This window comes from Streptomyces sp. MS19, assembly GCF_047200595.1.
In the GTDB taxonomy this organism is placed as follows: domain Bacteria; phylum Actinomycetota; class Actinomycetes; order Streptomycetales; family Streptomycetaceae; genus Streptomyces.
The window spans coordinates 1-26,056 of sequence record NZ_JBJZOH010000053.1 but is presented as its reverse complement, the minus strand read 5'-3'; the positions used below and the strand labels follow the sequence as shown (position 1 = coordinate 26,056).

Sequence of the window (26,056 nt, the reverse complement as noted above, 5' to 3'; positions counted from 1 at the left end):
CCGCGCTCGTGACCGGGCAAGCTGACGGCGACGGCGATACGAACCAGCCGCGCCACAGCCGACCCCGCTAGCACACGCCCGTGCTAGCCTCGCGTCACAACCCAAAATTGAACCCCGGCGGAGTGCTGGACACACTCCCCGGGGCCATGGCCAACAGATTGGACCTGTTGACGTGCGCAACCTTATCGTGCGCGCCCTGAAGGCGTGCCTGCGTCTCCTCCTCGCCCCTGCCGTCGGATCTCACCGCCGCCGCACCGGCCCCCCGGTCGCCCAGGAACACCCCCTTCAGGACGACGCACCCACGCTGGCGTTCCACCTCCCCCAACTCAGCCCAGCGGACGCTTTCATCGCCAAGCACACCGACGTGCTCACGCCCCACGACGAACCCCTTGAAGTCATTGCCGACCCGACCACCCTCGTCCCCTGGTACGTGGTGATTCACGAGTCTGCCCGCTGGCTGACCGAGTGGAAAGCACAGCAAGAACAACAGGCCATAGCCGCCCGCCGAGCCGCCGCACAGGCAGACGGCGACGGCATCGAGGAATGCTGGGCGGACTGCCCCTGCCGCCGCCTCCCCGCCGCCGGATAACCCAAGCCGCCCCGCGCACGCACCCATCCCCTTCGGACGCGTGCGCGGGGCTCTTCACGCTCTACTGACCAGTCAGCCCGAACGCCGAGGCTTTAGGCAGCCACGGGGCGTGTGAGCCTCTGCGGGGGCCAATCGGGCACTACAGCGGGCAGGAGCAAGCCTGCCCGATCCGCTGGCCAGCGTACGGCCCCCGCCCCTCACACGCCCCGCAGCTCCCGCCCAAAGCCTCTCCACCCCCGGCGACACCGAGGAACGGCCGCCGCTCCCAGAGGCAGCGGCCACCTGCGGGTATCGATCGCATAACAACGGCATCGCCCGCATACTCGCAGGTCAGAGGCACATTCACGGGAATACTGTATGGGCCGAAGTTGACAGCACTCGACTGCATCCCCGGCATGAAAGGCCTCACCACCCTCGGCGGCCTCGCCCGCGGACTCCGCGGCGGCCTGACCGCCGCCAGAGGCGGCCTGCGCGGCATGTCCCAGGGCATACGCGGCCTCGCCACCCGGGGCCGCGCCATGCTCGCCGACGGCATGGACGCCGCGTTCGAACGGTGTCGGGACCTGATTCCCACCGGTGGAACCGACCCGGTCGATCTGGCCACCGGTCGCATGTTCCTCTCCCAGACGGACATCGCCCTGCCCGGCACGCTCCCTCTGACGTTCACCAGGCGCGTGGAATCCGGCTACCGAACCGGGCGCTGGTTCGGCCCTTCCTGGTCGTCCACCTGCGACCAGCGCCTGGACGTCGACGCCGAGGGCGTGGTGTTCGTCGCCGAGGACGGCGTGTTGCTGGCCTACCCTCACCCGCCCGAGTCCGGCATGGAGGTGCTTCCGCACCTGGGCCCCGCCTGGCCGCTCGCACGGCACGCGGAAGGCGGTTTCCGGCTCACCGATCCGCTCACTGGCGCGACCCGCTGCTTCGCGGCGCCCGACGACGACGGCGTCGCCGTGATCCGGTGGCTCGGGGACCGCACGGGAAACCTCATCCACTTCGACCGCGGCCCGGACGGCGCTCCGACAGCGATCCGCCACTCCGGCGGCTACCACCTGAAGATCACCACCGAGGCAGGGCGCATCACGGCACTCGCCCTCGCGGGTGCGGCCGACGACGGCGGGGACGTCGTCGTCCGGCGCTACACCTACACGGACGGCAATCTGACGACCGTCCGGAACGCCGACGGCGCGTCTCTCCGTCTCGGCTACGACGACCGCCTGCGGGTGACGTCGTGGACGGACTCCAACGACAGGCACTACCGCTACGCGTACGACGACCAGGACCGCTGCGTCGCCGAGGGAGGCGAGGCAGGACATGTCTCCCTCACCCTCGCCTACGACGGCAGCCACCCGGAATGGCCCGGTGGGCGCGTCACCTCCCTCACAACGGCGGCGGGCGCCGTCACCCGGCATGTGTTCGACGCCATGTACCGGCAGACGGCACGGATCGACGCGAACGGTGCCGTGCACCGCATGGCGTACGACACCTCGCGCCACGTCCGCGCGGTGACGGACCCGCTGGGCAACACGACCCTTTTCACGCGTAACGAGGCGGGCCAGCCTCTCGCCGTCACCTGTCCGGACGGCAGCCGGACGACGTACGAGTACGACCCGTCCGCCCAGGCCCGCGAGGTCACGCTGCCGGACGGTGGGACGTGGCGGCGTGGATACGACGGCCAGGGCAACTGCGTGTCCGTCACCGACCCCGCCGGGGCGGTGACACGGTTCACCTATGACGACGCTGGCCGGCTGACGGGCGTGACCGACGCTCTCGGCGGCACCACCCACGTGCGTTGCGACGCCGCCGGGCTCGCGGTGGAGGTCATCGACCCCCTCGGGTCCCGTACCGTCCACGACCGGGACCGCTCGGGCCGGATCCGGAGGACGACGGACCCCGGGGGCGGTGTCACCCGCCTGGAATGGACACCGGAGGGGCGCCTCGCGCGGCGGATCGCACCCGACGGTGCGGCTGAGGCATGGGAGTACGACGGCGAGGGCAACTGCCTGAGCTATACGGACGCGCAGGGCGGGACGAGCCGCTTCGAGTACGGGCACTTCGATGTCCTCACCGCGCGTACGGGGCCCGACGGCGGCCGGTACACCTTCGATCACGACGCCTCGCTCCGGCTGACGGAGGTCACCGACCCGCACGGCCTGTCCTGGCGTTACACCTACGACCCGGCTGGACGCCTCGTCGGCGAGACCGACTACGACGGCCGGACGGTCACCTACCGGTATGACGCGGCAGACCGCCTGGTGGCCAGGACCAACGGCGCCGGGCAGACCGTCACCTATGACCTCGACCCCCTCGGCCGGGTCATCGCGAAACACATGGACGGCGTACCCACCCGGTACAAGCGGGACACGGCCGGTCGGCTGACAGAGGCGTCGAACGCCGAGGGCACACTCGGCTGGGAGCGCGACGCCACGGGACGCACGATCGCCGAGACGGTCGACGGACGGCGGCTCTCCTACCGCTTCGACGCCGCCGGACGGCTCGCCGAACGCGTGACGCCCGGCGGTGCCCGCGCTCTGTGGCACCGGAACGCCGCAGGCCGCACGACTGCGCTGGAGACCGCTGGGCACCGGCTGGACTTCACCCACGACGACGCAGGGCGTGAGGTCCTGCGCCGGGCGAACGACGGACTGGAGCTGACCCAGACCTGGGACATCGCCGGACGGCTGACGGAACAGCGTGTGACAGGCGACCACGGCTTGGTGCAGACCCGCACGTACCGGTACCGGGCAGACGGCCTCCCCGTCGGGATCGACGACCGTCTCGCCGGGCGGAGCGACTTCACCCTCGACGCCGTGGGCAGGGTCACCGCCGTCCAGGCACGCGACTGGACCGAGCGGTACGTCTATGACCTCACCGGAGACCGGACGGAGGGGCGGCAGGCCCGGCGGGGCGACGAGTCCAGCGCCCGTGGGCCGCGTACCCACGCCGGCGCACGTCTCCCGCGCCTGCGTCCGACGCGCTACGTCCACGACGCGGCGGGCCGTGTGGTCGAACGCCACCACACACGGATCTCCCGCAAGCCCCGCATCTGGCGGTACACCTGGGATGCCGAAGACCGGCTCACCCGTGTGACCACACCGGACGGCACGGTCTGGCGCTATCGGTACGACCCCTTCGGACGCCGCCTGGCGAAACAGCGCCTGGCCGCCGACGGCGAGACCGTCGTCGAGGAGACCCTCACCTGCTGGGACGGGTCCACCCTTGCGGAGGAGACGACGACCACCGCAGGACGCCCGCTGGCCGTGACGCTCACTTGGCATCACGAGGGCTTTGTCCCGCTGACCCAGTCGGAACGGCTCACCGACACCACCACACAGGAAGAGATCGACTCCCGGTACTTCGCCATAGTCACCGACCTGGTGGGCACCCCCACCGAACTCGTGGACACGCACGGGAAGGTGGCGTGGCGAGCGCACCGGACGCTCTGGGGTGTGACGGCATGGGCGTCGGACAGTACGGCATACACCCCGCTCCGTTTTCCCGGGCAATACCACGATCGGGAAACGGGCCTGCACTACAACTACCAGCGCTACTACGACCCGGAGACCGCCCGCTACATCAGCACCGACCCGCTCGGTCTCTCCCCCGCGCTCAATCCGCACGGGTACGTGGTCAATCCTCATACGTGGTGTGATCCGCTCGGACTCGCGCCCTATCAGCGATACCGCGTGGACAGCCGGCACCCTGACGAGATCTTCGATTCGGGATTCGAGCCAAGGGGCACGAACATGGACCTGGAGCAGCACCAGGCGGGCCTGGGTGGCACTTACTACCCGGAGTCAGGTTATGTGGGCACCACCGACAATCTGAGATACGGACAGACGCGCGCGCAGGGGCAGGGAAATTACCTCTACGACATCCGCGCGAGGGACGGCGGTGTCGACGTCAACGCGGCTCTGCCGGGCAACAACAGCTCCCACGAGTACGAGTTCGCCTATCCCCGCGCCATCGATCCATCCGAGATCGCTGGGGCGTGGGACGCGTCAGGGACCTACCATGCGAATCCGAACTTCCGAGGAGCGGGATGACAGAGCAGGTGACGCTGGAGACGGTGGGGATCGCCGACCGGGTGCCGCGCGGGACTGTGGGCCTGCGGTTCACCGATGCGCCGCCGTTCGTCGTCACGGTGGTACGGGAGGGGCAGGAGGCGAAGGACTTCCCGGGCAGCAACCTGTTCGCCTGCCTGCACCGGGTGCGCGGCGAGTTGGAGGACGAGGGACTGCTGCTCTGCTGCCAGGGGGCGCGCCCCGACGTCACTCCGTCCGGGCTGCTGAACGGGATGTCGGGGGGACGGCGCGTGTACACGTTCGTGCCGGGTGCGGGACGGGTGGACGAGGAGACCGTGGACATCTTCGCTCCGGCGCGGGCCGACCAGGTGGTGACGGTCGAGGAACAGCGCGTCGCCATCTTCCGGCTGCACGGGCTGCCGGACAGCGTCATGCGGGACCCGGACGGCGGGTGAGCGGACGGGCAGCAGCGGCCGCGGGTGGGGGGTGTGGGGGCGGCCGATAGAGTGAGGGGTGCAGTCGCCCGCGAATGGGAGAAGCCGGTGGGAATCCGGCGCTGACCCGCAACCGTGTGCGTGACGGCTCCGCGAGGGCGGCGCCGTCCGCGAGCCGGAGCGCCCGGCGCGGGCAGCACTGGCACCCCAGGCCGCCGGAACGGCGGCCGGCCCGTCGAGGAGTACGGCGCTGTGCCCGGTGCCCCGCCGCGCGGCATGGTCCGCGCCCCGGGGGTGAGCCGTGCCGGCCGCCGGCACAGTGAAAGGCTTCCGCGTGTCCACACCCGCGAACCAGCGCCCGGCGTCCCGGTCGCACCGGCTGCGCCGCGCAGCCGCCGCCCTGGCAGGGAGCGCGGCGCTGCTGGCCGCCTCCGCGCTGACGCCGGGGACGGCCGCGGCGGCCGACCAGCTGCCCGAGGGGCTCTTCGGCAGCGGCGATCCGCAGATGGACGGCGTGTGGCGGCAGTCGGTGGCGCTGCTGGCGCAGCACTCCGTCGGGTACACCCCGGCCGAGGAGGCCGTGACGTGGCTGGCCGGCCAGCAGTGCGGGGACGGTTCGTTCCTCGCGTACCGGGCGAATCCGGCGGAGCCGTGCGAGGACGTGACGGGCGCCGACTCGAACGCGACGGCGCTCGCCGCGCAGGCCCTCGCCGCGCTCGGCGGCCACGGCGAGGCGGTGGACGCGGCGCTCACGTGGCTCACCGGTGTGCAGAACGAGGACGGCGGCTGGGGCTACGCGCCGGGCGGCGCGACCGACGCGAACTCGACGGCGGTGATCGTCGGCGCGTTCACCGCCGCCGGGCGCGACCCGGCCGAGGTGACCCGAGACGACCGTTCGCCCTGGGACGCGCTGACGGCGCTCCAGCTCGGCTGCGGCGCGGCGGAGGACCAGCGCGGCGCGTTCGCCTGGCAGCCGGACGAGGAGACGGGCGATCTGACGGGCAACGGCCCGGCGACCGCCGACGCGGTGCTGGCGCTGTACGGCAGCGGGCTGCTCGTCGATCCGGGCACGGAGGAGGCGGCGCCGCTGGAGGTAGCCGAGTGCGGTACGGCGGGCTCGCCGTCCGGGGAGCCCTCGGACGGGGACACGCCCGAGGGGGCCGACGGGGGCGAGGACGGCGACGGTACGGAGGAGCCGGGCGGGGACACGCCGGGCGAGGCGCCGGGTGACCGTACCGACCCCGGCATGCCCTCGGACGGCGCGTCGGAGGACACCGTGCCCGCGCACGTGACGGCCGCGTCGGCGGGCGGCGCGCAGCTCCAGGCCCTGCTGGGGGCGAACGAGCAGCACCTCGTCACCACGCTCCCCGGCTCCGCCGACGACGAGCAGCCCGACTACGGCAGCACCGCCAAGACCGTCCTGGCCCTCGCGGCGGGCGGCCACCGCGACGCCGCGCAGGCCCCGCTCGGCTGGCTGCGGGAGAACGCGGGCGCCTGGCCCGACGTGACGGCGAGCCCGGCGGCGCTCGGCATGCTGATCCTCGCGGCGCACGCGACGGACACCTCGGCGACCGACTTCGGCGGCACCGACCTGGTGGCCGCGCTCGACCGTCTCGGCCCCGCCCCCGACGAGGGCGCGGCGGACGCGGCGGGCGACGGGGACGACGGCGGCTCGCCTGGGGCCGTGGTGTGGGTCGTCGTCGGGGTGGGCCTGGTGATCGGGATCGTGATCGGCGTGCTGCTGACCCGCCGCCGGGCGCGGAAGGCCGAGTAGGTGCGCGGTACGGGCATACGGGCGCTGGGTGTCGCGCTCGCCGCCGCGGCGGCGGTGCTGTGGCCGGTGGCGGGGGCGGCGTCGGCCGACGACACGGCGTACCGCTACTGGTCGTTCTGGGAGGCCGGGGACGGCGGCGACTGGGCGTACGCGGACGAGGGGCCGGGCACGGCGCGGCCGGAGGCGGGCGGGCTGATCGGCTTCCGCTTCGCGGTGAGCACCGAGGCCGGGGGGCAGGCCACGCCGCGCGCTGGCGCGGACTTCGCGGCCGTCTGCGGCACGGAGGACCCGGCCGGGCACGTCGCGGTCGTCGTGGACTTCGGCACGCCGCAGGACGCCCCGGCGGGCGAGGAGCCGCCGGAGCCGCTGACGGCGTGCGCGGACCTGCCGGAGGGCGCCACCGCCGCGGAGGCGCTGGCGTCGGTGGCCGAGCCGCTGCGGTACGACGCGGGGGCGCTGCTGTGCGGCATCGCGGGCTATCCGGAGCGCGGCTGCGGCGAGGCGGTGTCGTCGGAGGGCGAGGGGTCGTCCGGCGGGGAGGCGCGGGACGGCGGTGACGAGGGCGGGAACGGGACATCCACCGCCGTCGGCGTCGTCGCGGGCATCGCCGCCGTCGCCGTCCTGGTGGCCGCCGCGCTGGTGCACGGCCGCCGCCGGAGGGACTGACGGCGGTGTCCGCCGTCCTCCGCGCGCCGCTGGCGACCCGCGCCAACGCGCTGCACGCGGGCGCCTGGTGGCTGTGGGCCCTCGGCCTGGCCACGGCCGCGTCGCGGACGACGAACCCGCTGCTGCTGGCCCTGCTCGTCGCGGTGGCGGGGTACGTGGTGGCGGCGCGCCGGACGGACGCGCCGTGGGCCCGCGCGTTCGGCTTCTACCTGGCGCTCGGCGCGTTCGTCGTCGTGCTGCGGGTCGTCTTCGCGGTCGCGCTCGGCTCGCCGATCGGCGGGACGACGCTGCTGGTGACGCTGCCCGAGGTGCCGCTGCCGGACTGGGCGGCCGGGGTGCGGATCGGCGGGCGGGTGATGGCGGAGGGCGTGGTGTTCGCGGCGCTGGACGGGCTGCGTCTGGCGGCGCTGCTGGTCTGCCTGGGCGCGGCCAACGCGCTGGCGAACCCGGCGCGGCTGCTGAAGTCCCTGCCGGGGGCGCTGTACGAGATCGGGGTGGCCGTGGTGGTGGCGATGACGTTCGCGCCGCAGCTGGTGACGGATGTGCTGCGGATGCGGGCGGCGCGGCGGCTGCGGGGGCGGCGGGACCGGGGGGCGCGTTCGTTCCTGGAGGTGGCGCGTCCTGTGCTGGAGGGTGCGCTGGAGCGGTCGGTGGCGCTGGCCGCCGCGATGGACGCGCGGGGTTACGGGCGGACGGCCGATGTGCCGCCCGCTGTGCGGCGCGCGACGGGTGCGCTGACGCTAGGCGGGCTCGTCGGGGTCTGCGCGGGCAGTTACGGGCTGCTGGCGGCGGAGGGCGCGGTGTACGGGCTGCCGTTGCTGCTCGCGGGGGTGGCGGCGGCGCTGGGCGGGCTGGTGCTGGGCGGGCGGCGGACGGTGCGGACGCGCTATCGGCCGGACCGGTGGGGCGTGCGGGCGTGGCTGGTGGCGGGCTCCGGCGCGGTGGTCGCGGCGGTGATGGCGTACGCGGCGGGTGCGGCGGGTGCGGACGCGGCGGCGCTGAACCCCCCGGCGGTGCCGCTGACGGCGCCGCGCCTGCCCGTGCTGCCCGCCGTGGGCGTGCTGGTGGGGCTGCTGCCCGCGCTGGTGGCGCCGCGCCCGGCGGTGGGGGCGGTGGGGCGGTGATCCGCTTCGAGGACGTGTCGGTGACGTACGCGGAGGGGGCGGCCCCTGCGCTGGCGGGCGTGGACCTGACGGTGGAGGAGGGCGAGCTGTGCCTGCTGGTGGGGCCTTCCGGGGTGGGGAAATCGACTCTGCTGAACGCGGTCTGCGGCCTGGTGCCGCACTTCACGGGCGGCACACTGCGCGGCCGGGTGACCGTCGCCGGGCGTGACACGCGTACGCATCCGCCACGGGACCTGGCGGACGTGGTGGGCACGGTCGGGCAGGACCCGCTGGCGCACTTCGTGACGGACACGGTCGAGGACGAGCTGGCGTACGGCATGGAGTCGCTCGGCATGGCGCCCGACGTCATGCGGCGGCGCGTGGAGGAGACGCTTGACCTGCTGGGCCTCGCCGACCTGCGCGACAGGCCGCTGGCGGCCCTGTCGGGCGGGCAGCAGCAGCGGGTGGCGATCGGCTCGGTGCTGACGCCGCATCCGCGCGTGCTCGTGCTGGACGAGCCGACGTCGGCGCTCGACCCGGCGGCGGCCGAGGAGGTGCTGGCCGTGTTGCAGCGGCTGGTGCACGACCTGGGGACGACCGTGCTGATGGCGGAGCACCGGCTGGAGCGCGTCGTGCAGTACGCGGACCGGGTGCTGCTGCTGCCCGCGCCGGGTGGGGCGCCCGTGCTGGGCGATCCGGCGGCGGTGCTGGCGCGTTCACCCGTACGGCCGCCGGTGGTCGCGCTGGGCAGGCTGGCGGGGTGGGAGCCGCTACCGCTGTCCGTGCGGGACGCGCGACGGCGCGCCGGGGCGCTGCGGGAGCGGCTGGACAGGCTGCGGCCCGTGCCCGTGCGGGAACCCGGCGCCGGGCAGGCGCCGTTGCTCGACGTGCGCGGCCTGGCGGTGCGGCGGGGGCGGGCGGAGGTGCTGCGGGGCGTACGGCTCGCGGTGGGGCCCGGCGAGACAGTCGCGCTGATGGGGCGCAACGGGGCGGGGAAATCGACTCTGCTGCGCACGCTGGTCGGGATGCACGCGCCGGCCGCCGGGTCCGTGACGCTCGCGGGGGGCGTCGTGCCGCACCGCGCGAAGCCCGCGGAACTGCTGCGGCACGCGGGGCTGGTCCCGCAGGACCCGCGCGACCTGCTGTTCGCGGAGACGGTGGGCGGCGAGTGCGCGGCGGCCGACGCGGACGCGGGGGCGGCGCCGGGTACGTGCCGCGCACTGGTGACGCGCCTGCTGCCGGACGTACGGGAGGACGCGCACCCACGGGACCTGTCGGAAGGGCAGCGGCTGGTGCTGGCGCTCGCCGTCGTGCTGACCGCCGCGCCGCCCGTGCTGCTGCTCGACGAGCCCACGCGGGGCCTCGACTACGCGGCGAAGGAACGTCTGGCGGCCGTCCTGCGGGAACTGGCGGCCCAGGGGCACTGCGTGGTCCTCGCGACGCACGACGTAGAGCTTGCGGCGGACGTCGCGCACCGCGTGGTGGTGCTCGCGGAGGGCGAGGTCGTCGCGGACGGGCCGACGCCCGAGGTCGTGGTGGGGTCGCCGTCCTTCGCGCCGCAGGTGGCGAAGGTGCTGGCGCCCGGACCCTGGCTGACGGTGGGGCAGGTCGCGGGGGCGCTGGGCCGGGAGGGCGCGCCGTGACGCGGCGGGTCGCCGTCGTCGGGCTCGGGCCGCGCTCGGCGGCGGCGCTCGCGCTGGTGTCGGCGGTCGGGGTGGTGGCGTTCGGCTGGCCGCTGCTGGCCGACCCCGGCTCGGGGCTGGCGCACTCGGCGGACGCCCCCTGGCTGTTCGCCCTGCTGCTGCCGCTGCTGCTCGGGGTGGTCGCGGCGACGATCGCGGACACGGGGCTCGGCGCCAAGGCGGTGGCGATGCTGGGCGTCCTGGCGGCCGGTGGGGCGGCGCTGCGTCCGCTGGGGGCGGGGGCGGCGGGGTTGCAGCCGATGTTCTTCCTGATGGTGGTGGCGGGGCGGGCGCTGGGCCCGGGGTTCGGCTTCGTGGTGGGGTCGGTGGCGATGTTCGCCTCGGCGCTGCTGACGGGCGGGGTGGGGCCGTGGCTGCCGTTCCAGATGCTCGCGATGGGCTGGGTGGCCATGGGCGCGGGGCTGCTGCCGGGCGGGGAGCGGCTGCGGGGGCGCGCCGAGGTGGCGCTGCTGGCTGCGTACGGGGCGGTCTCGTCGCTCGGCTACGGGCTGGTGATCAACCTTCAGGGCTGGCCGTACCTGGCGGGACTGTCCACGGGCGTGTCGTTCGTGCCGGGTGATCCGGCGCACGAGAACCTGCGGCGCTACGTGGCGTACGTGCTGACGACGTCGCTCGGCTGGGACGTGCCGCGCGCGCTGCTGACGGCGGGGCTGGTCGCGGTGTGCGGCGGGACGGTGCTGCGGGCGGTGCGCAGGGCGACGCGGCGGGCGGCGTTCGACGTACCGGCGCGCTTCGAGGCGCCGGGCCGCTGACGGGGGTCAGACCGTGGTGTTCTCCTCCAGGACGGCCCGGGTGGCGGCGCCGTAGGTGCCCTGCGGGTCGCCCGCGACGCCGTAGGCGTTCTGGAAGCGGGCGACGGCGGCGCGGGTCGCCTCGTCGAAGACGCCGTCCGTCGCGCCGTTGTAGACCCAGCCGAGCTGGAGCAGCCGGAGCTGGAGTTCGACGACCTCGGAGCCCTCGTCGCCGAGCTGGAGGACGGGCGGGGTCTCCGGGTCGGTGGGGTCGGTCGGGTCGGTGGGATCAGTCGGGTCGGTGGGGTCCCCGGGGTCGGTCGGGTCCGTCGGGTCGGTCGGCTCCCCCGGGTCGGTGGGGTCGCCGGGATCGGTCGGATCGGTCGGATCGGTCGGATCGGTGGGCTTCGGGCTCTCCGGCGGCGTCGGCCCCCCGGGTGGCTCGGGCGAGTCGGAGTCCCCCGGCGTGCCGGGTGTCGGCGGGTCCTCGGAGGCGGCCGGTGGCGGGGGCTGCGCGGGGTGGTGCGGCTCGGGCACGTACGGGTGCCGCCCGCCGTGGCCGTCGCGCGGCGGGGGGACCGTGTGCTCGGCCGAGCCGTCGCCGTCGCGGGTCGCGTCGTCGTGCCCCGGCGTACGCGTGGGGTCGCGGGGGGCGGGGATCACGGGCGTCTCGGACGCGTCGATGTCCGGCGTCTCCAGCGCCGGGCCGTCGGCGTCGCGGCGCAGCGCCTCGTCCGAACGGCCCTGTCCGCCGAGGAACGACGCGGCGAGCGCCGTGGTGCCGACGACGGCCGCGACGGCGCCGCCCGCCGCGGTGGCCATGCGCGTGCGCTGGCGCGGCTTGCGGTGGGTCCCGGGGGTGCGGGCGGGGCCGAGGTGGGCGACCTGTTCGAAGTCGGGCGCGGGCCGCACGGTGGGGCGCGGCAGGGGCGGCTGCGGCACGCTCATCGCGTGTGACCTGGGCGGCGGTTCGAGGGGGAAGCGTGCGACGTCCGCCGGGTCGGGGCCGTGCAGCGGAGGGTCCACGCGGCGCGACAGCGAGTGCGTGAGGCAGTCGCAGGACGGGTCCCCGGACGCTGACGCCGGTCGCCCGCAGATCAGGCAGTCGGGCTGGTCGGTCACCGGCGCCTCCCGTCCCCGTCCCCTTGTGATGGCAGCGATTATGCACCACCCCATCGGGTGAGGGGATGGCGTCGCCCAAGAAGCCGAAGCGGGCAAATGCGGACAGACTTGCAGCAAGGCAAGCGAACGAACGACCGGCGTGTTGAACACGAGGAGGCGGGACCATGGAGCCGTCCCCCGGCGCGGACCCCGCCACCCGTACGGGTCCCTCCCCCGGCGCGGGGACGCACTCGCGCGGCTCCCTCTACCTGTCGCTCGGCGCGCTGCTCCTCGGTCTCTTCCTGGCCGCGCTGGACCAGACGATCGTGGCCACCGCGCTGCCGACGATCGTCAGCGACCTCGGCGGTCTCGACCACCTCTCCTGGGTCGTCACGGCCTACCTGCTCGCCGCGACGGCCGGGACGCCGCTGTGGGGCAAGCTGGGCGACCAGTACGGGCGCAAGAGGCTGTTCCAGACGGCGATCGTCATCTTCCTCGCCGGCTCCGCGCTGTGCGGGCAGGCGCAGAACATGGCGGAGCTGATCGGCTTCCGTTTCCTCCAGGGCCTCGGCGGCGGCGGGCTGATCGTGCTGTCGATGGCGATCGTCGGCGACCTCGTGCCGCCGCGCGACCGGGGCAGGTACCAGGGCCTGTTCGGGGCGGCGTTCGGGGCGACGAGCGTGCTGGGGCCGCTGCTCGGCGGCCTGTTCGTGGACAACCTGAGCTGGCGCTGGGTGTTCTACGTCAACCTGCCGGTGGGGGTGGTGGCGCTCGGCGTCATCGCCGCGTTCCTGCACATCCCGGTGCCGCCGCGCCGCCATGTCATCGACTACGCGGGCACGTTCCTGATCGCCGCCGTCGCGTCCTGCCTGGTGGTGGTGACGTCGCTGGGCGGCTCGACGTGGGACTGGGGGTCGTGGCAGGTCGCGGCCGTGTCGCTCCTCGGGGCGGTGTGCCTGGTCGCGTTCGTGGCGGTGGAGCGGCGGGCGGAGGAGCCGGTGCTGCCGCCGGAGCTGGCGGCGGTGCGGACGTTCGTGCTGTGCTGCCTGATCGGGTTCGTCATCGGCTGGGCGATGTTCGGGGCGTTCACCTACCTGCCGACCTTTCTCCAGGTCGTGCGAGGTGTGTCGCCGACGCTGTCCGGCGTCCACCTGCTGCCGCTCGTCTTCGGGCTGCTGCTGACCTCGACGGTCTCCGGGCAGCTGATCAGCCGCTTCGGCCGCTGGAAGATCTATCCGGTGGTCGGCACGGCCGTCACCGCCGTCGGCATGCTGCTGATGCACACCCTCGACCGGCACAGCAGCACGCTGGAGATGAGCGTCTGGTTCGCCGTCTTCGGCATGGGCATCGGGCTGGTGCTCCAGGTCATCGTGCTGGCGGTGCAGAACGCGGTGCCCTACCGGCAGTTGGGCGTCGCCACGTCGGGCGTCACGTTCTTCCGCTCGATCGGCTCGGCGTTCGGCGTCGCCGTCTTCGGCACGATCTTCACCAACCACCTCACCAGCAATCTGGCGGACTCGCTGCGCGGCGTGCGCCTGCCGGACGGGGTGACGCCCGAGTCGCTCGCGCACGACCAGCAGGGCGTGGCCCGGCTGCCGGGCGGCGTGCGGTCGCGCGTGCTGACGTCGTACTCCGACGCGATCACCGACGTGTTCCTGTACGCGGTGCCGGTGCTGCTCGTCGCGCACATACTGGCATGGATGCTGCGGGAGGAGCCGCTGCGCGGCAGCGTGCAGGCGCCCGACGCGGGCGAGACGCTGCCGCCGAACCCGGTGGCGCGCTCATCGCGGGACGAGTGCGCGCGCGCCCTGTCGCTGCTGGGCAGCAGGGCGGGACGGCGCGACATGTACGGGCGCGTCGCGGCGCGCGCGGGCGAGGACCTGCTGCCGGCCGCGGCCTGGCTGCTGCTGCGCGTGGACGAGCACGGCTGGGTGCACCCCGAGTACCTGGCGCAGCGCGCGTCGCTGTCGCTGCACGCGGTGTCGGAGGCGGCCAGGCAGCTGGAGGAGCGCCATCTCACGTGGCGCGACGGGGTGTTCCTGATCACGACGGAACGCGGCCGTGCGGTGGCGGCGCGCCTCGCCCGCGCGCGCGAGGACGAACTGGCCGCGCTGCTCGGCGACTGGTGGGGCCCCGACCGTCCGCGCGACCTGCGCGACCTCGTCGTGCAGCTGAGCGCCGAACGCGGCCACGAGGCCCGCTGGGAGCACGACCGCGGGGCCTGACGCACCACCCGTGAGCGGTCCTTCCCGCCACGGGGAACTCCGCCGCGTCGGCGCGCCGTTCCACACGGGGCGGGCCCGACAGCGCCGCGGCGGGTCTCCTCTTCCCCAGCTCTTCCCCGGCGCGAAAGGCCGGACGATGCGCGTGCTCGATGGCGGGATCGCACGGGAGGCGGAAACGGTGGCCCTCGGCAGGTATCCGGGGACCGCGATCGGGGAGCGGTGCCGCCGGACGGCCCGGGAATCCGGCCACGGTCCACCGGTGGGCCGGCGGCGCGCCGCTCGTGGACGGGGTCCATCGGGCACGGCGCCCGGGAGAAGGCGCGGCCCGCGCGACGAGACCGGCCCCGCCCGGCCTGAACGCGCGGTGAACGCTCCCGGAAGACGGTTCCCGGGGACTGGCCAAACCGGCCCCGCGTTTTGTACCGTACAAAAACAAAGTGGTTCCGCCCGCTTCCCCGACCAGATACGGGCGGGGCCACTGGCTCTCCTCCCACCCCCCGTACCCCGCCCCCGTCTGGAGCCGGCCCGCCATGCGCACCGCCCGCCTGCACGCCCACGCGCTCCTGCTGGACATGGACGGCACCCTGGTGGACTCCGACGCCGTCGTGCACCGCGTGTGGACCGCCTGGGCCGCCGAGCACGGCGTGGACCCGGCCGACCTGCTCCCCGTCGTCCACGGGCGGCAGGCGTGGGCGACCATGGCCGCGCTCCTGCCCGACCGCCCCATGGAGCTGAACCTCGCCGACAGCCGCGCCCTCCTCGCCCGCGAGACGGCGGACCTCGACGGCGTCGCGCCCGTGCCGGGTGCGGCGGCGTTCCTCGCGGCGGCCCGCGGCGCGGGCGTACCGCGGGCCCTCGTCACCTCGGCCGACCTGCCCCTGGCCACCGCGCGCATGAACGCCGCCGGACTGCCGCTGCCACCCGTGCGGATCACCGCCGAGTCGGTCAGCGCGAGCAAGCCGGACCCGGAGGGCTTCCTCAAGGGCGCCGCCGAACTGGGCGTGGACGCGGCCGACTGCGTCGTCCTGGAGGACTCGGGCGCGGGCATCGCGGCGGGCCGTGCGGCGGGGATGCGGGTGCTGGGCATCGGGTCCCGCGCGGTGGAGCACCGGCCCACCGCGTGCGCGGCCACGCTGGAACGGGTCCGCGTCGAACCCGCCGCGGACGGCGGCGTCCTGCTCGTCGTGGACGAGTCGTGACGCGCCCGCCCGGCTGGGGCCTCCTGGCCGTCTGGGCGCTGCACGACGCGGAGGAGCTGGCGCGCGTGGGGCGGTGGACGGCCGAGCGGCTGCCCGCGCTGCGCGACGAGTTCCCCTGGGTGCCGGAACGGGTCTGGCGGGCGCTGTCGTCCGTCAACGAGCGGGAGTTCGCGGCCGCCGTGGGGCTGATGGGCCTGCTGGTCGCCGCCGTGGCCCGGGAGGGGCGGCGGACGGGCGGCCGTTCGGCGGTGTACCGGGCGGCGGTGGACGGCTTCGGCCTGCACGGGGTGGTGCATCTCGCGCAGGCGGCGGCGGTGCGTTCGTGGACGCCGGGCGCGGCGACGTCGGCCGCGCTGGTGGTGCCCTGGTCGCTGTGGGCGCGGGCGCGGCTGCGGGCGGCGGGGGCGCCGCCCGTACGGGCGCGGGACGCGATGGCGGGCCTCGCGCTGGCGGCGGGGGCGGTGGCGGGGTCCCACGCCGTGGCGCGGCGCCTCGTGCGGGGCCGCGCGTGATCCCGGACCTCGGCCGGCTCCGCGAACTGCTCGACGCGCTCACGCCCGCCGGGCGCCCCGCGCGCGGGGCGGCGGAGGAGGACGTACGCGCCGCCGAGGCCGTGGTGGGCGCGCTGCCGCGCTCGTACCGCTGGTGGCTGCGGACGTACGGCCCGTGCCGGGGGACGGTCCTGGGCGCGGAGGTGGCGGTCGTCGCGCCGCCGCCGCACGCGGACACGGCCGAGTCCGTCACCGTCCCGTGGCGGCGGGAGGAGGGCGGGCTGCTGTGCTTCGCGGCCGAGCCGGACGGCGGGGACGCGTTCCTCTTCGGCGGCGCGTCGCCCGGGGGTGAGCGCGCCGTGCTGCGGCGGGACCCGTTCGACGGCGGCCTGTACCCGTACGCGGAGTCGTTCGCGGGCTTCGTCGCGGTGCGCGCCGCCCTGGCGGCCGGACTGCGCGACGGCCCGAATCCGGCGGTGGCCCGCCTGTGGCGCACGACGCCGGGGCTGGCGCTGCCGGACGGCGTGACGGTCTACGGGCCGCACGACATCGCCGAGCGCAACGCGACGTACGAGGTCGCCGCGTACGCCCCCGGCTGGACCCTGGTGGGCGACGACAGCGGCGGCGCCGGGCTGCTGATGCGGCACCACGGCCGCGACCGTTCGTCGGTGTACCTGCTCGGCCTGGGCGCGCTCGGCCCCGGCGTCGCGGAGGACGGCACCCTGCTGACCGGCGACCTCTGCGCCTGGCTGACCGCCGGCGCGCCCCGCTGACACGCGCGGCGACGCCCGCCCGGGACTGAGCCCGCTTCTGGACGCCACGACCGCGAGCGCGGGGAACAGCCGGTGGCGACGGGGACCACGGGACGAGTACGCCGGTCGCGGCCTCGCCGCACATGCGGTCCCGGGCTCAGGACAGGGGCCGGCGGGTGGCGACGGGTTGCGGGTTCGAATCCCGCACCCGGCACCGTCGGCGCCATATCCCCTGATCTGCGGGTACGCCCGGCTGAGCGCTCCCTGTCAGGCCGGCGTGGGGGCCCGGGGTCCACACTCACCCCCGCATGGCATACGTGCAGGGGCGTGAGAACGCGCAACGCCGCTTCCGGCGGCGGCAGGACGCCTCCTGCGGCCTCACAGAGCATCGATCGCCCGAAGGATGCGTGAGCGTGCCTGCGCCCCGTACACCGCCAGGGCACGCAGATTTTCGAAGGCCCGCAGGTAGAGCGCCACCTCGCTGGGCTGGTTGATGTTGACCTGGGCCGAGACAAGCTCGACCGAGGCCAACGTGTCGTCGTAGATGTGGAAGGTTTCCACCGGGCGCATCGGGCGGGACGTGGCATGGAATGGCACAATTCCGAGTGAGACGGTCGGAAGGGCGCCAGCGGTGAGCAGATATCCGAGCTGGGCCGCCATCGCGTCTGCGTCCCCGATTTGGTGATACAAAACCCCCTCTTCGATCACCAGCACAACTCTGCGGTCCGACTCGTAAATGACCTGTGACCGCGCCACCCGCGCCGCTGCCGCGTGCTCACCGTCGTTGGGGACCTCGCGAAATGCGGCAATGCCACTCAGCAGGGCGGCTGCATATCCCTGCGTCTGGAGTAACCCAGGGACCAGCGTGGACGAATAGACCCGGAAGAGCCGCGTCTCCTTGAAGAATCGATTCCAGTCCTCCTGGAGCTGCCTCATGCCGCTGCGGACCTGGTGTCGCCACTCGGTGTACATCTGCTCCGCGTTGAGCGACTGCGCCACCAGGTCCGCGGCCTGATCCGCTGCACCGCAGGCGAGGCACCACGCCGAGATGTCGCGCGCGGAAGGGCTCGTTCGCGCGTTCTCGATACGAGAGGTCTTGGCATGGTGCCACCCGCAGGCGTCGGCCAGCTCGGTCACCGTGAGCCCGGACCCTTTGCGCAGGTCTCGGAGCCGCCGGGCGACGGCGGCGCGGGCGACCTGAGCGGAACTCGACGGCGAGATGGGCATGGGCGGGACGGCTCCTACTGGATCTTGTACTCGTCGTGCGGCGTGGCGCGGTCCCAGACAGCCTTGAAGGCCGATGAGCAGAGGGCCGCGGCGGCGGGATCGTCCGTGATCTCTTCGCCCGTCCACTGCCCGTCGCCGTCGAAGTGGTTCCAGTGGACCCATCTCCGGTCGAACAGCCAGAAGTCGTTTCCTGGCAAGGCGATGTCGGACGCCCGGCGGCGTGGCAGCCAGCGGACCTGTTCGCCAGCGGCGACGTTGGTGAACGTTCCGGAGTGCTCGAACCGGATGTACTCGCTGACCGGCTCCGAGATGATGCGCGCCCGGCGGATCTCCGCTCCCCTGCCCACGGTCTCGGCGACGAGGTCGAGCCACGGACGCCACCACGACGCCCGGTCGGCCGGATGGTGACGGAAGCCGTTCCGCCAGTCGGCAAACGGGCCTTCTTCGTAGTCCACCGCGTAGGAGTCCCGCATCTCCAGGTGCACAGCGGAATGGCAACTTTCGATCAGCTCATCGAAGCTGGGAACGTTCGACGGCATCGCATGCCTCCCTGATCATGTGAACCATCCGTGCGGGGATGCGGACAACGGCCTCGTTGTCCGGGATTCCGGTGGCGTGCCCAGCGATTTCGGTACTGGCGCAGGCGTCTTCAAGTTCCTGTGGGGGCTTCCAGCCCTGGAATACGATCTCCTTTGCGTCCGTGTCCACCCAGACTGTCGGGCTCTGCTTATCGCCGGTTTCGGGGTCGATCCCGATGAACACTAACCGCATGACTGCCTCCGCAATGAGGTGTGCAGAGATGTGCGGCAGCATCGTACCCACGCGGGCAGTGGCTCAACAGTACGATTTGAGGCATGGCGGCAGAGGGAAGTTGGTGCACATAACTGCACATTGGTGGATCACCGGGCTTCGTCCTTTCTACGGTCCTTCCACCGAGTTCCGCTGGCCTGGGAGAGCCCATGGCGAAGACCACCCCCCTGTCACTGCCCGACTGGTTGCCGCTCGACGGGCGCGTGCGCATAAGGCCGTTGGGCGAGCAGTTCGACGCGGTCCGCGTGCCGATGCTTCAAGGGCTGTACGTGCTGCCGCGCCTGGCGCTCACCGGCCTGTCGGGGCCTGTGGTCGAGGACCCGGTGCAGCGGCTGTTGCACTGGCTGGTCCCGGCCGGGGACGCGACGGCCCGCTGGTGGCCCCTCGGCGTCACCCCTCTCGGACGGGGGCACGTCCTCGCGATCCCGCCCGCCGACCGTGTCAGCGGCCCGTGGGACGCTGACGCGGGCGGCGAGGTGCGGTGGCTGGCCGTCCCGCCGACCGGGGACTGCCTCACCGACCCCGACGTCCTGTACCCGGCGCTGTGCCGGGTGTTCGGGGAGGCGCCGTGACCGACGACCGATACCGGCCGCCCGAGCCCGCGCCGGTACGTGACCCGAACCCGGAGATCACCGTCATCACCGGCCTGGAGGGGCCGCTCCCGCGTCCCGTGTGGCGCGCCGCCCCGGCCGCGGCGGACGACGAGATGCCGGCCGGGGGCGAGGGGTCGTGATCCCGCCGCCGCGGTGTATGTACGAGGAGGAACGGTGACGGACCCCCCGCAGCCGCCCGTGCTGCCGGCCGCGCGCCGGTTCCCCGGCGGCGGTGGGCCCGAGGACGCACCGGCGGCCCATGACTGGGCGCGGAGGCAAAGGCTGCGAACTCGTCGCCCGGCACTCCCAGGTGGAGCCGGGCCCACCCACGGAGTACGAGCAGCGACGCTGTGGCCCCTGCGGAGGAACCGGACGGATCAGCCGGTAGAGGCGCCGGAGGGGCCGCCGGACGACTGCCCAGGCCCGCACCGGCAGTGCCAGACGTGCACCGGACAGCGCGTCGAGATCCGCGAGACGCCGTACGTTCCGGCGTACGGCCCGGCCATGGGCGTGCCCGCACCGCACCGCTGCCAGCACTCCAAGGGCCTCGGATACGTCTGCCAGGCGGAAGCGCGCTGTATCCCCGGCCCGAGCAGAACCCACGACCGCCCCGCCCCCGTTCCGTCTCGGGGACGGGGCACGACCGGTCACGACGGCCCCAACCTCCTGCTGGCCAGCGCGTTGCCGGGTACGCATCCCGCACCGGCGCCGCCCGCCGGGGGCCGTGGTCCGCGGGGTGGCGCCTACTCCGCGCCCGCGAAGGGGACGGTGAAGCACGCCAGGCGGTCGCCCGCCGCGCCGCCGTGGCCGGTCGCGTGCTCGTGCAGCACGACCGAGGCGGCGCCGCCCTCGCGGAAGACCCAGTTCTTCGGCGCCACCGCGCTGCCGGAGCCCTCCCCGCCCGCCGTGAAGTCGAGCCACACCTCGTTCTCCTCGGTGGCGGCCCCCGGCACGTTCTGGTAGTGGGGCCCCGACGACGCCGGGTCGGCCCCGCACGGCTCGGTGTGGACGTGCGCGCCGTACGTCCTGCCGGGCACCACGCCGCCCACGAACAGGTCGATCACCATCCGGTCGCCGGTGACCCGCTGCCCGACACGGATGTGTGACCCCGCCGGGACGAGCGCCTCGTCGTACGTCACCGCCGCCGGGACGTCGCCCCCGTCGCCGGCCGGCCCGAACTCTCCCTTGGCGCGCAGCCAGTGCTCCGCCTCCCCGGCGCCGGAACCCGCCCCGCCGCCCCCCGCCGCCCCCGCGGGCGCCGCGGCCCCGCCCAGGGCGAGCATCGCCGCCGTCGCCACCACACCGCTCGTGACAAGTGCCTTCACCGCTGCTCCTCGTGCTCGTCGGACGGTCGTCCGGGACCACACTGCCCAGCCCCGCCATGAGATCCCCGCCACACGCACCCATGTGCACCGGGTGGGGGACTCGGGCGTACGCTTTACGGCGGAACCACTACGTTCGATCGCGCGTCCTACAGGAACACGCGGCCCACCCCGGCGGAAGCCGGGAGACAGGGGCGGAAGCGGAAAGACGGGGAACGCTGTGCAGGACACCTTGGGGATACTGCTCTACGCCCCCTGGATCTACGTCGTGGTGGCGCTCTCCATCCTGCTGGACGTGTTCGTCCCCGTCCTGCCGAGTGGCGCCCTGGTGGTGGCCGCCGCCACCGTCGCGGCCGGTACCGCGGCGGACGTCGCAGGACTTCCCGGCCCCGGCGCGAACACCCACCTCCCGCAACTGTTCCTGCTGGGCGTGTGCGCCACGACCGCCTCCATCGCCGGTGACCTGCTCGCGTACGTCGCCGCGCTGCACGGCGGGCGGCGTTTCGACGGCGCCATCTCCCGTTCGCGGCGCCTGTCCACCGCGCAGCAGCGCCTGGAGTCCGCGCTCAAGCGCGGCGGCGGCTTCCTCGTCGTGCTGGCGCGCTTCGCGCCCGCGGGGCGTGCCGTGGTGAGCCTCGGCGCCGGGGTGTCGGGCCGCCGCAAGCGTGACTTCCTGCCCTGGTCGGCGCTGGCGGCCGTCGTCTGGACCGTCTACAGCGTGGGGATCGGCTACCTCGGCGGGCAGTTGCTCGGCGCCAGCTGGATCAGCACCGGCCTCTCGGTGCTGGCGCTGGTGGTGGCGGGGATCGTCGCGCTGCGGCTGCTGCGCCCCGTCCCGGCCGTCCAGGCGCCGGAGTCCTCTCCCCCGGCGCCCCTCGCCTGATCCCCGCCCGCGCTACGCGACGCGGCCGATACCGCCGTACCACGACACGTTCGCCGGGTCGGGCCGCTCCGCCTCCGGCACGGTGCTGCGCCAGTCGGAGACGACCTGCACGCCCGGCTCCACGAGGTCCAGCCCGTCGAAGAACGTGGTGAACCGCTCCTTCGTCCGCAGCGTCAGCGGCACGCCCTGCGCGCGGTACGAGCGCTGCACGCCCATGGCCTCCTCCGGCGCGATGTCGGCGGTGGCGTGCGACAGGATGAAGTGGCTGCCCGGCACGACCGCCTCGCGCAGCGTCCGCACGATCCCGGCCGGGTCCTCCTCGTCGGCGACGAAGTGCAGCACCGCGACGGCGAGGACGGCGACCGGCTGCGAGAAGTCGATCAGCGAGGTCGTCACCGGGTTGTCCAGGACGGCGTGCGGGTCGCGGATGTCGCCCTGGATGACGGCGGTGCGCTCGTCCATGGCGAGCATCGCGCCACCGTAGACGAGGACGATCGGGTCGTTGTCCACGTACACGACGCGGGACTCGGGCTCGACGGCCTGCGCGACCTGGTGGACGTTCTCCGCCGTGGGCAGCCCGGAGCCGAGGTCGAGGAACTGCCGGATTCCCGTCTCGCGCACCAGGTGCCGCACGGCGCGGCCGAGGAACTTGCGGTTCTCGCGCGCGGCGGTGCGCAGCATCGGGAAGGCGCCGAGTGCCTTCTCGGCGGCCTCGCCGTCCACCGAGTAGTGATCCTTCCCGCCGAGCAGGTAGTCGTACATACGGGCGGAGTGCGGCTGGTCGGTCCGCAGGTCGATGGGCGAGTCGTTGAAGTACTCCCCGGTGGTGTCGTCGCTCACAGGCGTCTCCGTCCGTCACTTCGGCCCCCTGCGGGCCGCACAGGTCAACTGGCCGCAGACTAATGCGTGTTGAAAGCGCATGTCAGGGCGCCCCCGGCTACCGGGCGCGCGGTGGACGGCCCGCGCCGTACGCCGGGGCGCCCGCGCCGCGTGCGGGCCTGCCCGCGTGAACGTACGCACTCCCGTCCCGCCCCACCTCACCCCGGCGGGGCGGACACCGTCCGTCCCGCGCATCCCGGCCCGAGCCGACCGCCTGGACGGCGGCGGCCTGGGCCCTCGCCGGGCGGTCTCCCGTCCTGGCCGCCGCGGCGGTCGTGGTCCTCGTCGCCCTGCCCACCGTCTTCGCGACGCCGGGTGACAAGCCGCACGTGCTCGTCGCGGCGCCGGGGCCGGTGACCGTCGCGCTGGTGGTGCTGCACCTGGCGGCCGCCGTCGGCGCGGCCTGGGCGGCGTGGCCGCCCGCGGTGGCGGTGGCGGTGAGCGCGCTGGCCGCCGCGACAGCCGTGCTGGAACTCCCCCGCTGGCGCTGGCTGGCCGGCGCCCGCCGGCCGGTCAGTCCGGCGGCCCCGTGACGACGACCGTGACCCGCGTGCCGGGCGGCAGCAGCGGCCCGCCCGCCAGCCGGTGCACCGCGAACAGCGCCTTGGCGACGTACCGCCGCTCCACGCGCAGCCCGTGCCGCGCCTCGAAGGCGGCGGCGAATCGTTCCAGCTCGGGCTGTACCCGCCCGTAACCCCCGCCGTGGTGGCCGTGGTCGATCGCCCAGTTCCCCGACGTACGGCCCCAGGCTGCCGTCTGGAGGCGCGCCACCTCGCCCTCCAGGTATCCGGCGCCGCGCAGGGCCGCCACGCCCAGCGCGCGGGCGCCGGGCGGCAGCCCGGCCGCTATCCCGGCGAGCGTGCCGCCCGTGCCCACGGCGCAGCAGACGACGTCCCGCGGCCCGAGGCCCGTCAGCTCCGCCGCCGTCTCCGCCGCGCCCCGCGCCGCCAGGGCGTTGGAGCCGCCCTCGGGCACGATCCAGCAGCGGCCGTGGGCGCGCCGCAGCTCCTCCCGTACGGCCGGGTCGTCCAGCCCGTCCCGCAGGCGCCGGTAGTCGGCGCGGGAGACGAACGCGAGCCGCATCCCGTGCGCCTCGGCCGCCGCGAGCGACGGGTTGCGCGGGCGGGTGGCCAGCTCGTCGCCCCGTATGACGCCGACGGAGGCGGGCCCCACGGCGGCGGCGACGGCGGCGATGTGGTGCGAGTACGCGCCGCCGAACGTGAGGACGCGGCTGTGCCCGGCCTCGGCGGCGGCCCGCAGGTTGGGCATCAGCTTGCGGAACTTGTTGCCCGGCACGCGGTCGCCGATCAGGTCGTCGCGCTTGAGGCGCAGCTCGACGCCCGCCCGGGACAGCGCCGGGTCGGACAGCGGTGTCAGGGGCGACGGCAGCGACGGCGCGGGCGCCGGGAGGGTCAGCATCGGGGCCACTCTAAGGAACGCGCGGGGCGGGCGGCGACGGCGGGCCCGCGCCCGTTCAGTCATCCGTGCGAGACGTCCCTCGTAAGCCGCACTGCGCGACCGTTCGTCACTGAGGGACTACAGAGCGGGAAACCCTGAGGGAAAGCGCTTCCAGCAGAGTGGAGCCAGCCATGAAGTCCGATCTCCCCGCACCCTCCGACATCGCCCGCACCGCGAAGACCTACGTGACCGACCTCGTCGAACGCGTCCTCGCGACCTTCGTCGTCGCCGCGGGCGGCGTGGCCGTCGCGGCCGGGCCCGCCGACATGTTCTCGGCCAGTTTCTGGGAAACGGTCGGCGCCGCCGGGATCGCGGCGGCCGGGTCCCTGGTGAAGGGCCTCGCCGCCCGCGTCACCGGCGACCGGAACAGCGCGAGCGCCGCCCGCGGCGTCTGACCCGCGCGGGCCCCGCCCCCTCCGCCGCCTCCGCCGCGCCGGGCAGCTCCCCGACGCGGGCCACGGCCGCGCCCGTCCGGGGGCACGTCCAGACGGCCGCGCCGTCCCGCACGGCGGCGGCGAGCGGGTGGGTGTCCGGGTGCGCCGGGCAGACCGGCCAGACGGCCGGGAGCCCGGCGCCCCACAAGGCCTCGACGGCCCAGTCCTGCACCTGGTCCGCCAGGTCGGCGAGCCGTTCGCCGGGCCGCGTGCCGCGGGGCTCGTTCAGCCCGGCGCCGCTGCCGTCCGGCGCGCACAGCATCAGCGGTGTCTCGGGGACACCGGTGGGCCGCAGCAGGGGCGGTACGGCGCACTGCGCGCCGATGTCCCGCAGGACGGCGGCCAGTTCCTCTTCCACGGCTTCCCTCCGAGACGTCCGCGGCACACGCCGTCACAGGACGATTCGGCCCCGCGACGACGGGAGTTCGGCCAGCCGGAGCAGCTTCTCCGGCTGGGGCCGCCAGCCGCGGGCGAGGACGACCCGGCCGCGGAGCAGGTCCCCGGTCTCCAGCCGGCACGCCAGGCGCAGCCCGGCGAGGTCCATGAACGGGACTCCGGTCATGTCGAGCACGACCGGTCCCGTGGAGTCCGGGAGCCGGGTGAGGGCTTCCTCGATGTCGGGCAGGGTGTCGAAGTCGAGTTCGCCGCGGGGCGCCAGGACGACGCTGTCGGCGGTCGCTGTCATGGTGAATGTGAAGTCGTGCATGCCGCTTTCCCCCTTCCGTGAGGGGCGGCCCAGAAACGCGGGCGCGCGGCCCGCAGTTACAGCGCGCGGCTCGGCACCGCGCACGGTCCGGCGCTCCCGCCCCGGCGGGCGGTCATCCTGACACCATGACCGCGTACCGGGGCCGTCACGGCCCGGACTGAGCTTCGTCAGCTGCCCAGCGTTGCACGGGACGGCCGGGCGTATCAACCGTGGAGGACGCGGACCGGCCTCCGCTAGGGTGCGCGCATGATCGTTCCCGACGCCGACGAGATCCGCGCGCTGCACGAGCGGCACGCGCCCTCGCGGGAGGCGTTCGCGCTGGTCCACGGGCACTGCGTGCTCGTCCTCGCCGTCGCGGACGACCTCCTGGCACGGCACGCGGCCCCGGTGGACCGGGACCTGGTGCGCGCCGGCTGCCTGCTGCACGACATCGGCGTCTACCGCCTCTACGGCCCCGACGGGACGCTCGACCACGCGCGGTACGTCCGCCACGGGCTGCTGGGCGAGGAGTTGCTGCGCGCCGAGGGGTGTCCGGAGGAACTGTGCCGGATCGCGTCGCACCACACGGGGGTCGGGATCACGCGTGAGGAGGTCGTCGGCCGGGCGCTGCCGCTGCCGCCGCGCGACTTCCTGGCGGAGACGGCGGAGGAGCGGCTGGTGATGTACGCGGACAAGTTCCATACGAAGTCGGACCCGCCGTCGTTCCTGACGGCCGACGAGTACGCGTCGCGGGTGCGGCGCTTCGGCGAGGGGAAGGTGGCCGGATTCGCTTCGCTGCGGGCCGAGTTCGGCACACCGGACATCACCACCCTGGCCACCCGCCACGCCCACCCGGTGGACGTCCCCGCGCCGCACTCCTGACCCTGGCGGCACGGGGGGCGGATTCCCGGTCCCCTGCGACTTATCCGGCGCTCCGGTCTTCGTCGCCGTCAGCTTGCCCGGTCACGAGCGCGA

Annotated in this window: 27 protein-coding genes and 1 riboswitch; of the genes, 18 read left to right on the top strand and 9 right to left on the bottom strand. The window is 74.4% G+C overall.

Translation table 11 applies throughout. From position 1 onward, the window contains the following. The first annotated feature begins 172 nt into the window (after positions 1-172). From ACL02R_RS28000 to ACL02R_RS27965, 8 genes are all read left to right on the top strand, one after another. On the top strand, positions 173-589 hold the full coding sequence (locus ACL02R_RS28000; protein WP_412799757.1) for a hypothetical protein: 417 nt from the start codon (positions 173-175) through the stop codon (positions 587-589). A 368-nt stretch (positions 590-957) separates the two neighbouring features. Continuing rightward, entirely contained in the window at positions 958-4,632 is a 3,675-nt protein-coding gene (locus tag ACL02R_RS27995) for a DUF6531 domain-containing protein (RefSeq protein ID WP_412799756.1), read from the top strand. Further along, the gene (locus ACL02R_RS27990; RefSeq protein ID WP_412799755.1) at positions 4,629-5,066 is read left to right on the top strand and encodes a hypothetical protein; all 438 of its coding nucleotides are present in this window, start codon (positions 4,629-4,631) and stop codon (positions 5,064-5,066) included. Before ACL02R_RS27995 ends, ACL02R_RS27990 begins: the two co-directional genes overlap by 4 nt. Before the next feature lie 83 nt (positions 5,067-5,149). Beyond that, positions 5,150-5,225, top strand: a riboswitch (cobalamin riboswitch). Positions 5,226-5,379: 154 nt separating this feature from the next. Next, a complete protein-coding gene (locus ACL02R_RS27985; RefSeq protein ID WP_412799754.1) occupies positions 5,380-6,819 on the top strand; it encodes a hypothetical protein in 1,440 nt (479 codons plus the stop codon). After that, the gene (locus ACL02R_RS27980) at positions 6,820-7,485 is read left to right on the top strand and encodes an SCO2322 family protein (RefSeq protein WP_412799753.1); all 666 of its coding nucleotides are present in this window, start codon (positions 6,820-6,822) and stop codon (positions 7,483-7,485) included. Continuing rightward, positions 7,482-8,609 carry a CbiQ family ECF transporter T component gene (locus tag ACL02R_RS27975; protein ID WP_412799759.1) on the top strand — a complete coding sequence of 376 codons (1,128 nt, stop codon included), beginning with the start codon at positions 7,482-7,484 and terminating at the stop codon, positions 8,607-8,609. The genes ACL02R_RS27980 and ACL02R_RS27975 overlap by 4 nt, the downstream gene beginning before the upstream one ends. Then, positions 8,606-10,231, top strand: a complete 1,626-nt coding sequence (locus ACL02R_RS27970; RefSeq protein ID WP_412799752.1) for an ABC transporter ATP-binding protein — start codon at positions 8,606-8,608, stop codon at positions 10,229-10,231. The genes ACL02R_RS27975 and ACL02R_RS27970 overlap by 4 nt, the downstream gene beginning before the upstream one ends. Then, positions 10,228-11,043, top strand: a complete 816-nt coding sequence (locus tag ACL02R_RS27965; protein WP_412799751.1) for an ECF transporter S component — start codon at positions 10,228-10,230, stop codon at positions 11,041-11,043. The genes ACL02R_RS27970 and ACL02R_RS27965 overlap by 4 nt, the downstream gene beginning before the upstream one ends. Positions 11,044-11,049: 6 nt before the next feature. Here ACL02R_RS27965 and ACL02R_RS27960 read toward each other — a convergent pair whose 3' ends face one another. Then, entirely contained in the window at positions 11,050-12,144 is a 1,095-nt protein-coding gene (locus ACL02R_RS27960; RefSeq protein ID WP_412799750.1) for a peptidoglycan-binding domain-containing protein, read from the bottom strand. Positions 12,145-12,308: 164 nt separating this feature from the next. Here ACL02R_RS27960 and ACL02R_RS27955 point away from each other — a divergent pair, with 164 nt between their 5' ends. The 4 genes from ACL02R_RS27955 to ACL02R_RS27940 all read left to right on the top strand — a co-directional run bounded on the left by ACL02R_RS27955 (position 12,309) and on the right by ACL02R_RS27940 (position 16,811). After that, on the top strand, positions 12,309-14,348 hold the full coding sequence (locus ACL02R_RS27955) for an MDR family MFS transporter (RefSeq protein ID WP_412799749.1): 2,040 nt from the start codon (positions 12,309-12,311) through the stop codon (positions 14,346-14,348). A gap of 530 nt (positions 14,349-14,878) precedes the next feature. Beyond that, a complete protein-coding gene (locus ACL02R_RS27950; protein WP_412799748.1) occupies positions 14,879-15,547 on the top strand; it encodes an HAD-IA family hydrolase in 669 nt (222 codons plus the stop codon). Further along, entirely contained in the window at positions 15,544-16,059 is a 516-nt protein-coding gene (locus tag ACL02R_RS27945) for an HXXEE domain-containing protein (RefSeq protein WP_412799747.1), read from the top strand. The genes ACL02R_RS27950 and ACL02R_RS27945 overlap by 4 nt, the downstream gene beginning before the upstream one ends. Continuing rightward, a complete protein-coding gene (locus ACL02R_RS27940; protein WP_412799746.1) occupies positions 16,056-16,811 on the top strand; it encodes an SMI1/KNR4 family protein in 756 nt (251 codons plus the stop codon). The genes ACL02R_RS27945 and ACL02R_RS27940 overlap by 4 nt, the downstream gene beginning before the upstream one ends. Before the next feature lie 357 nt (positions 16,812-17,168). Here ACL02R_RS27940 and ACL02R_RS27935 read toward each other — a convergent pair whose 3' ends face one another. Genes ACL02R_RS27935 through ACL02R_RS27925 form a run of 3 tightly spaced genes read right to left on the bottom strand, consistent with a single transcriptional unit; the run spans position 17,169 to position 18,788 of the window. Further along, positions 17,169-18,017, bottom strand: a complete 849-nt coding sequence (locus ACL02R_RS27935; RefSeq protein ID WP_412799745.1) for a helix-turn-helix domain-containing protein — start codon at positions 18,015-18,017, stop codon at positions 17,169-17,171. A 14-nt stretch (positions 18,018-18,031) separates the two neighbouring features. Continuing rightward, a complete protein-coding gene (locus ACL02R_RS27930) occupies positions 18,032-18,556 on the bottom strand; it encodes a DUF6879 family protein (protein WP_412799744.1) in 525 nt (174 codons plus the stop codon). Then, complete coding sequence (locus ACL02R_RS27925; RefSeq protein WP_412799758.1) at positions 18,528-18,788, bottom strand: hypothetical protein; 261 nt, start codon at positions 18,786-18,788, stop codon at positions 18,528-18,530. The genes ACL02R_RS27930 and ACL02R_RS27925 overlap by 29 nt, the downstream gene beginning before the upstream one ends. A gap of 188 nt (positions 18,789-18,976) precedes the next feature. Here ACL02R_RS27925 and ACL02R_RS27920 point away from each other — a divergent pair, with 188 nt between their 5' ends. Both ACL02R_RS27920 and ACL02R_RS27915 read left to right on the top strand, forming a co-directional pair. Beyond that, complete coding sequence (locus tag ACL02R_RS27920; protein ID WP_412799743.1) at positions 18,977-19,399, top strand: hypothetical protein; 423 nt, start codon at positions 18,977-18,979, stop codon at positions 19,397-19,399. After that, on the top strand, positions 19,396-19,560 hold the full coding sequence (locus tag ACL02R_RS27915; RefSeq protein ID WP_412799742.1) for a hypothetical protein: 165 nt from the start codon (positions 19,396-19,398) through the stop codon (positions 19,558-19,560). Before ACL02R_RS27920 ends, ACL02R_RS27915 begins: the two co-directional genes overlap by 4 nt. 603 nt (positions 19,561-20,163) lie before the next feature. Here the strand turns inward: ACL02R_RS27915 and ACL02R_RS27910 are convergent. After that, complete coding sequence (locus ACL02R_RS27910) at positions 20,164-20,745, bottom strand: superoxide dismutase family protein (protein ID WP_412799741.1); 582 nt, start codon at positions 20,743-20,745, stop codon at positions 20,164-20,166. Between the two features lie 217 nt (positions 20,746-20,962). Between ACL02R_RS27910 and ACL02R_RS27905 the strand changes: the two genes are divergently transcribed. Next, positions 20,963-21,625: a DedA family protein gene (locus ACL02R_RS27905; RefSeq protein WP_362962587.1), complete on the top strand. Its 663-nt coding sequence runs from the start codon at positions 20,963-20,965 to the stop codon at positions 21,623-21,625. A gap of 12 nt (positions 21,626-21,637) precedes the next feature. Here ACL02R_RS27905 and ACL02R_RS27900 read toward each other — a convergent pair whose 3' ends face one another. After that, entirely contained in the window at positions 21,638-22,465 is an 828-nt protein-coding gene (locus ACL02R_RS27900; RefSeq protein ID WP_412799740.1) for an SAM-dependent methyltransferase, read from the bottom strand. 314 nt (positions 22,466-22,779) lie between these two features. Here ACL02R_RS27900 and ACL02R_RS27895 point away from each other — a divergent pair, with 314 nt between their 5' ends. After that, positions 22,780-23,037: a hypothetical protein gene (locus ACL02R_RS27895; RefSeq protein ID WP_412799739.1), complete on the top strand. Its 258-nt coding sequence runs from the start codon at positions 22,780-22,782 to the stop codon at positions 23,035-23,037. Here ACL02R_RS27895 and ACL02R_RS27890 read toward each other — a convergent pair. Next, the gene (locus ACL02R_RS27890) at positions 23,018-23,923 is read right to left on the bottom strand and encodes a 1-aminocyclopropane-1-carboxylate deaminase/D-cysteine desulfhydrase (protein ID WP_412799738.1); all 906 of its coding nucleotides are present in this window, start codon (positions 23,921-23,923) and stop codon (positions 23,018-23,020) included. The two genes, ACL02R_RS27895 and ACL02R_RS27890, sit on opposite strands and share 20 nt — an antisense overlap. Before the next feature lie 170 nt (positions 23,924-24,093). Here ACL02R_RS27890 and ACL02R_RS27885 point away from each other — a divergent pair, with 170 nt between their 5' ends. Further along, complete coding sequence (locus ACL02R_RS27885) at positions 24,094-24,357, top strand: hypothetical protein (RefSeq protein ID WP_412799737.1); 264 nt, start codon at positions 24,094-24,096, stop codon at positions 24,355-24,357. Here the strand turns inward: ACL02R_RS27885 and ACL02R_RS27880 are convergent. Together ACL02R_RS27880 and ACL02R_RS27875 are read right to left on the bottom strand one after the other, a co-directional pair. Continuing rightward, positions 24,314-24,754 (bottom strand): hypothetical protein, encoded by a 441-nt coding sequence (locus ACL02R_RS27880; protein ID WP_412799736.1) that lies wholly within the window; start codon positions 24,752-24,754, stop codon positions 24,314-24,316. The two genes, ACL02R_RS27885 and ACL02R_RS27880, sit on opposite strands and share 44 nt — an antisense overlap. 33 nt (positions 24,755-24,787) lie before the next feature. Next, positions 24,788-25,102, bottom strand: a complete 315-nt coding sequence (locus ACL02R_RS27875) for an STAS domain-containing protein (RefSeq protein ID WP_412799735.1) — start codon at positions 25,100-25,102, stop codon at positions 24,788-24,790. Positions 25,103-25,348: 246 nt separating this feature from the next. On the opposite strand from ACL02R_RS27875, the gene ACL02R_RS27870 reads away from it, so the two are divergent. Next, the gene (locus ACL02R_RS27870; protein WP_412799734.1) at positions 25,349-25,963 is read left to right on the top strand and encodes an HD domain-containing protein; all 615 of its coding nucleotides are present in this window, start codon (positions 25,349-25,351) and stop codon (positions 25,961-25,963) included. Positions 25,964-26,056 lie beyond the last annotated feature (93 nt).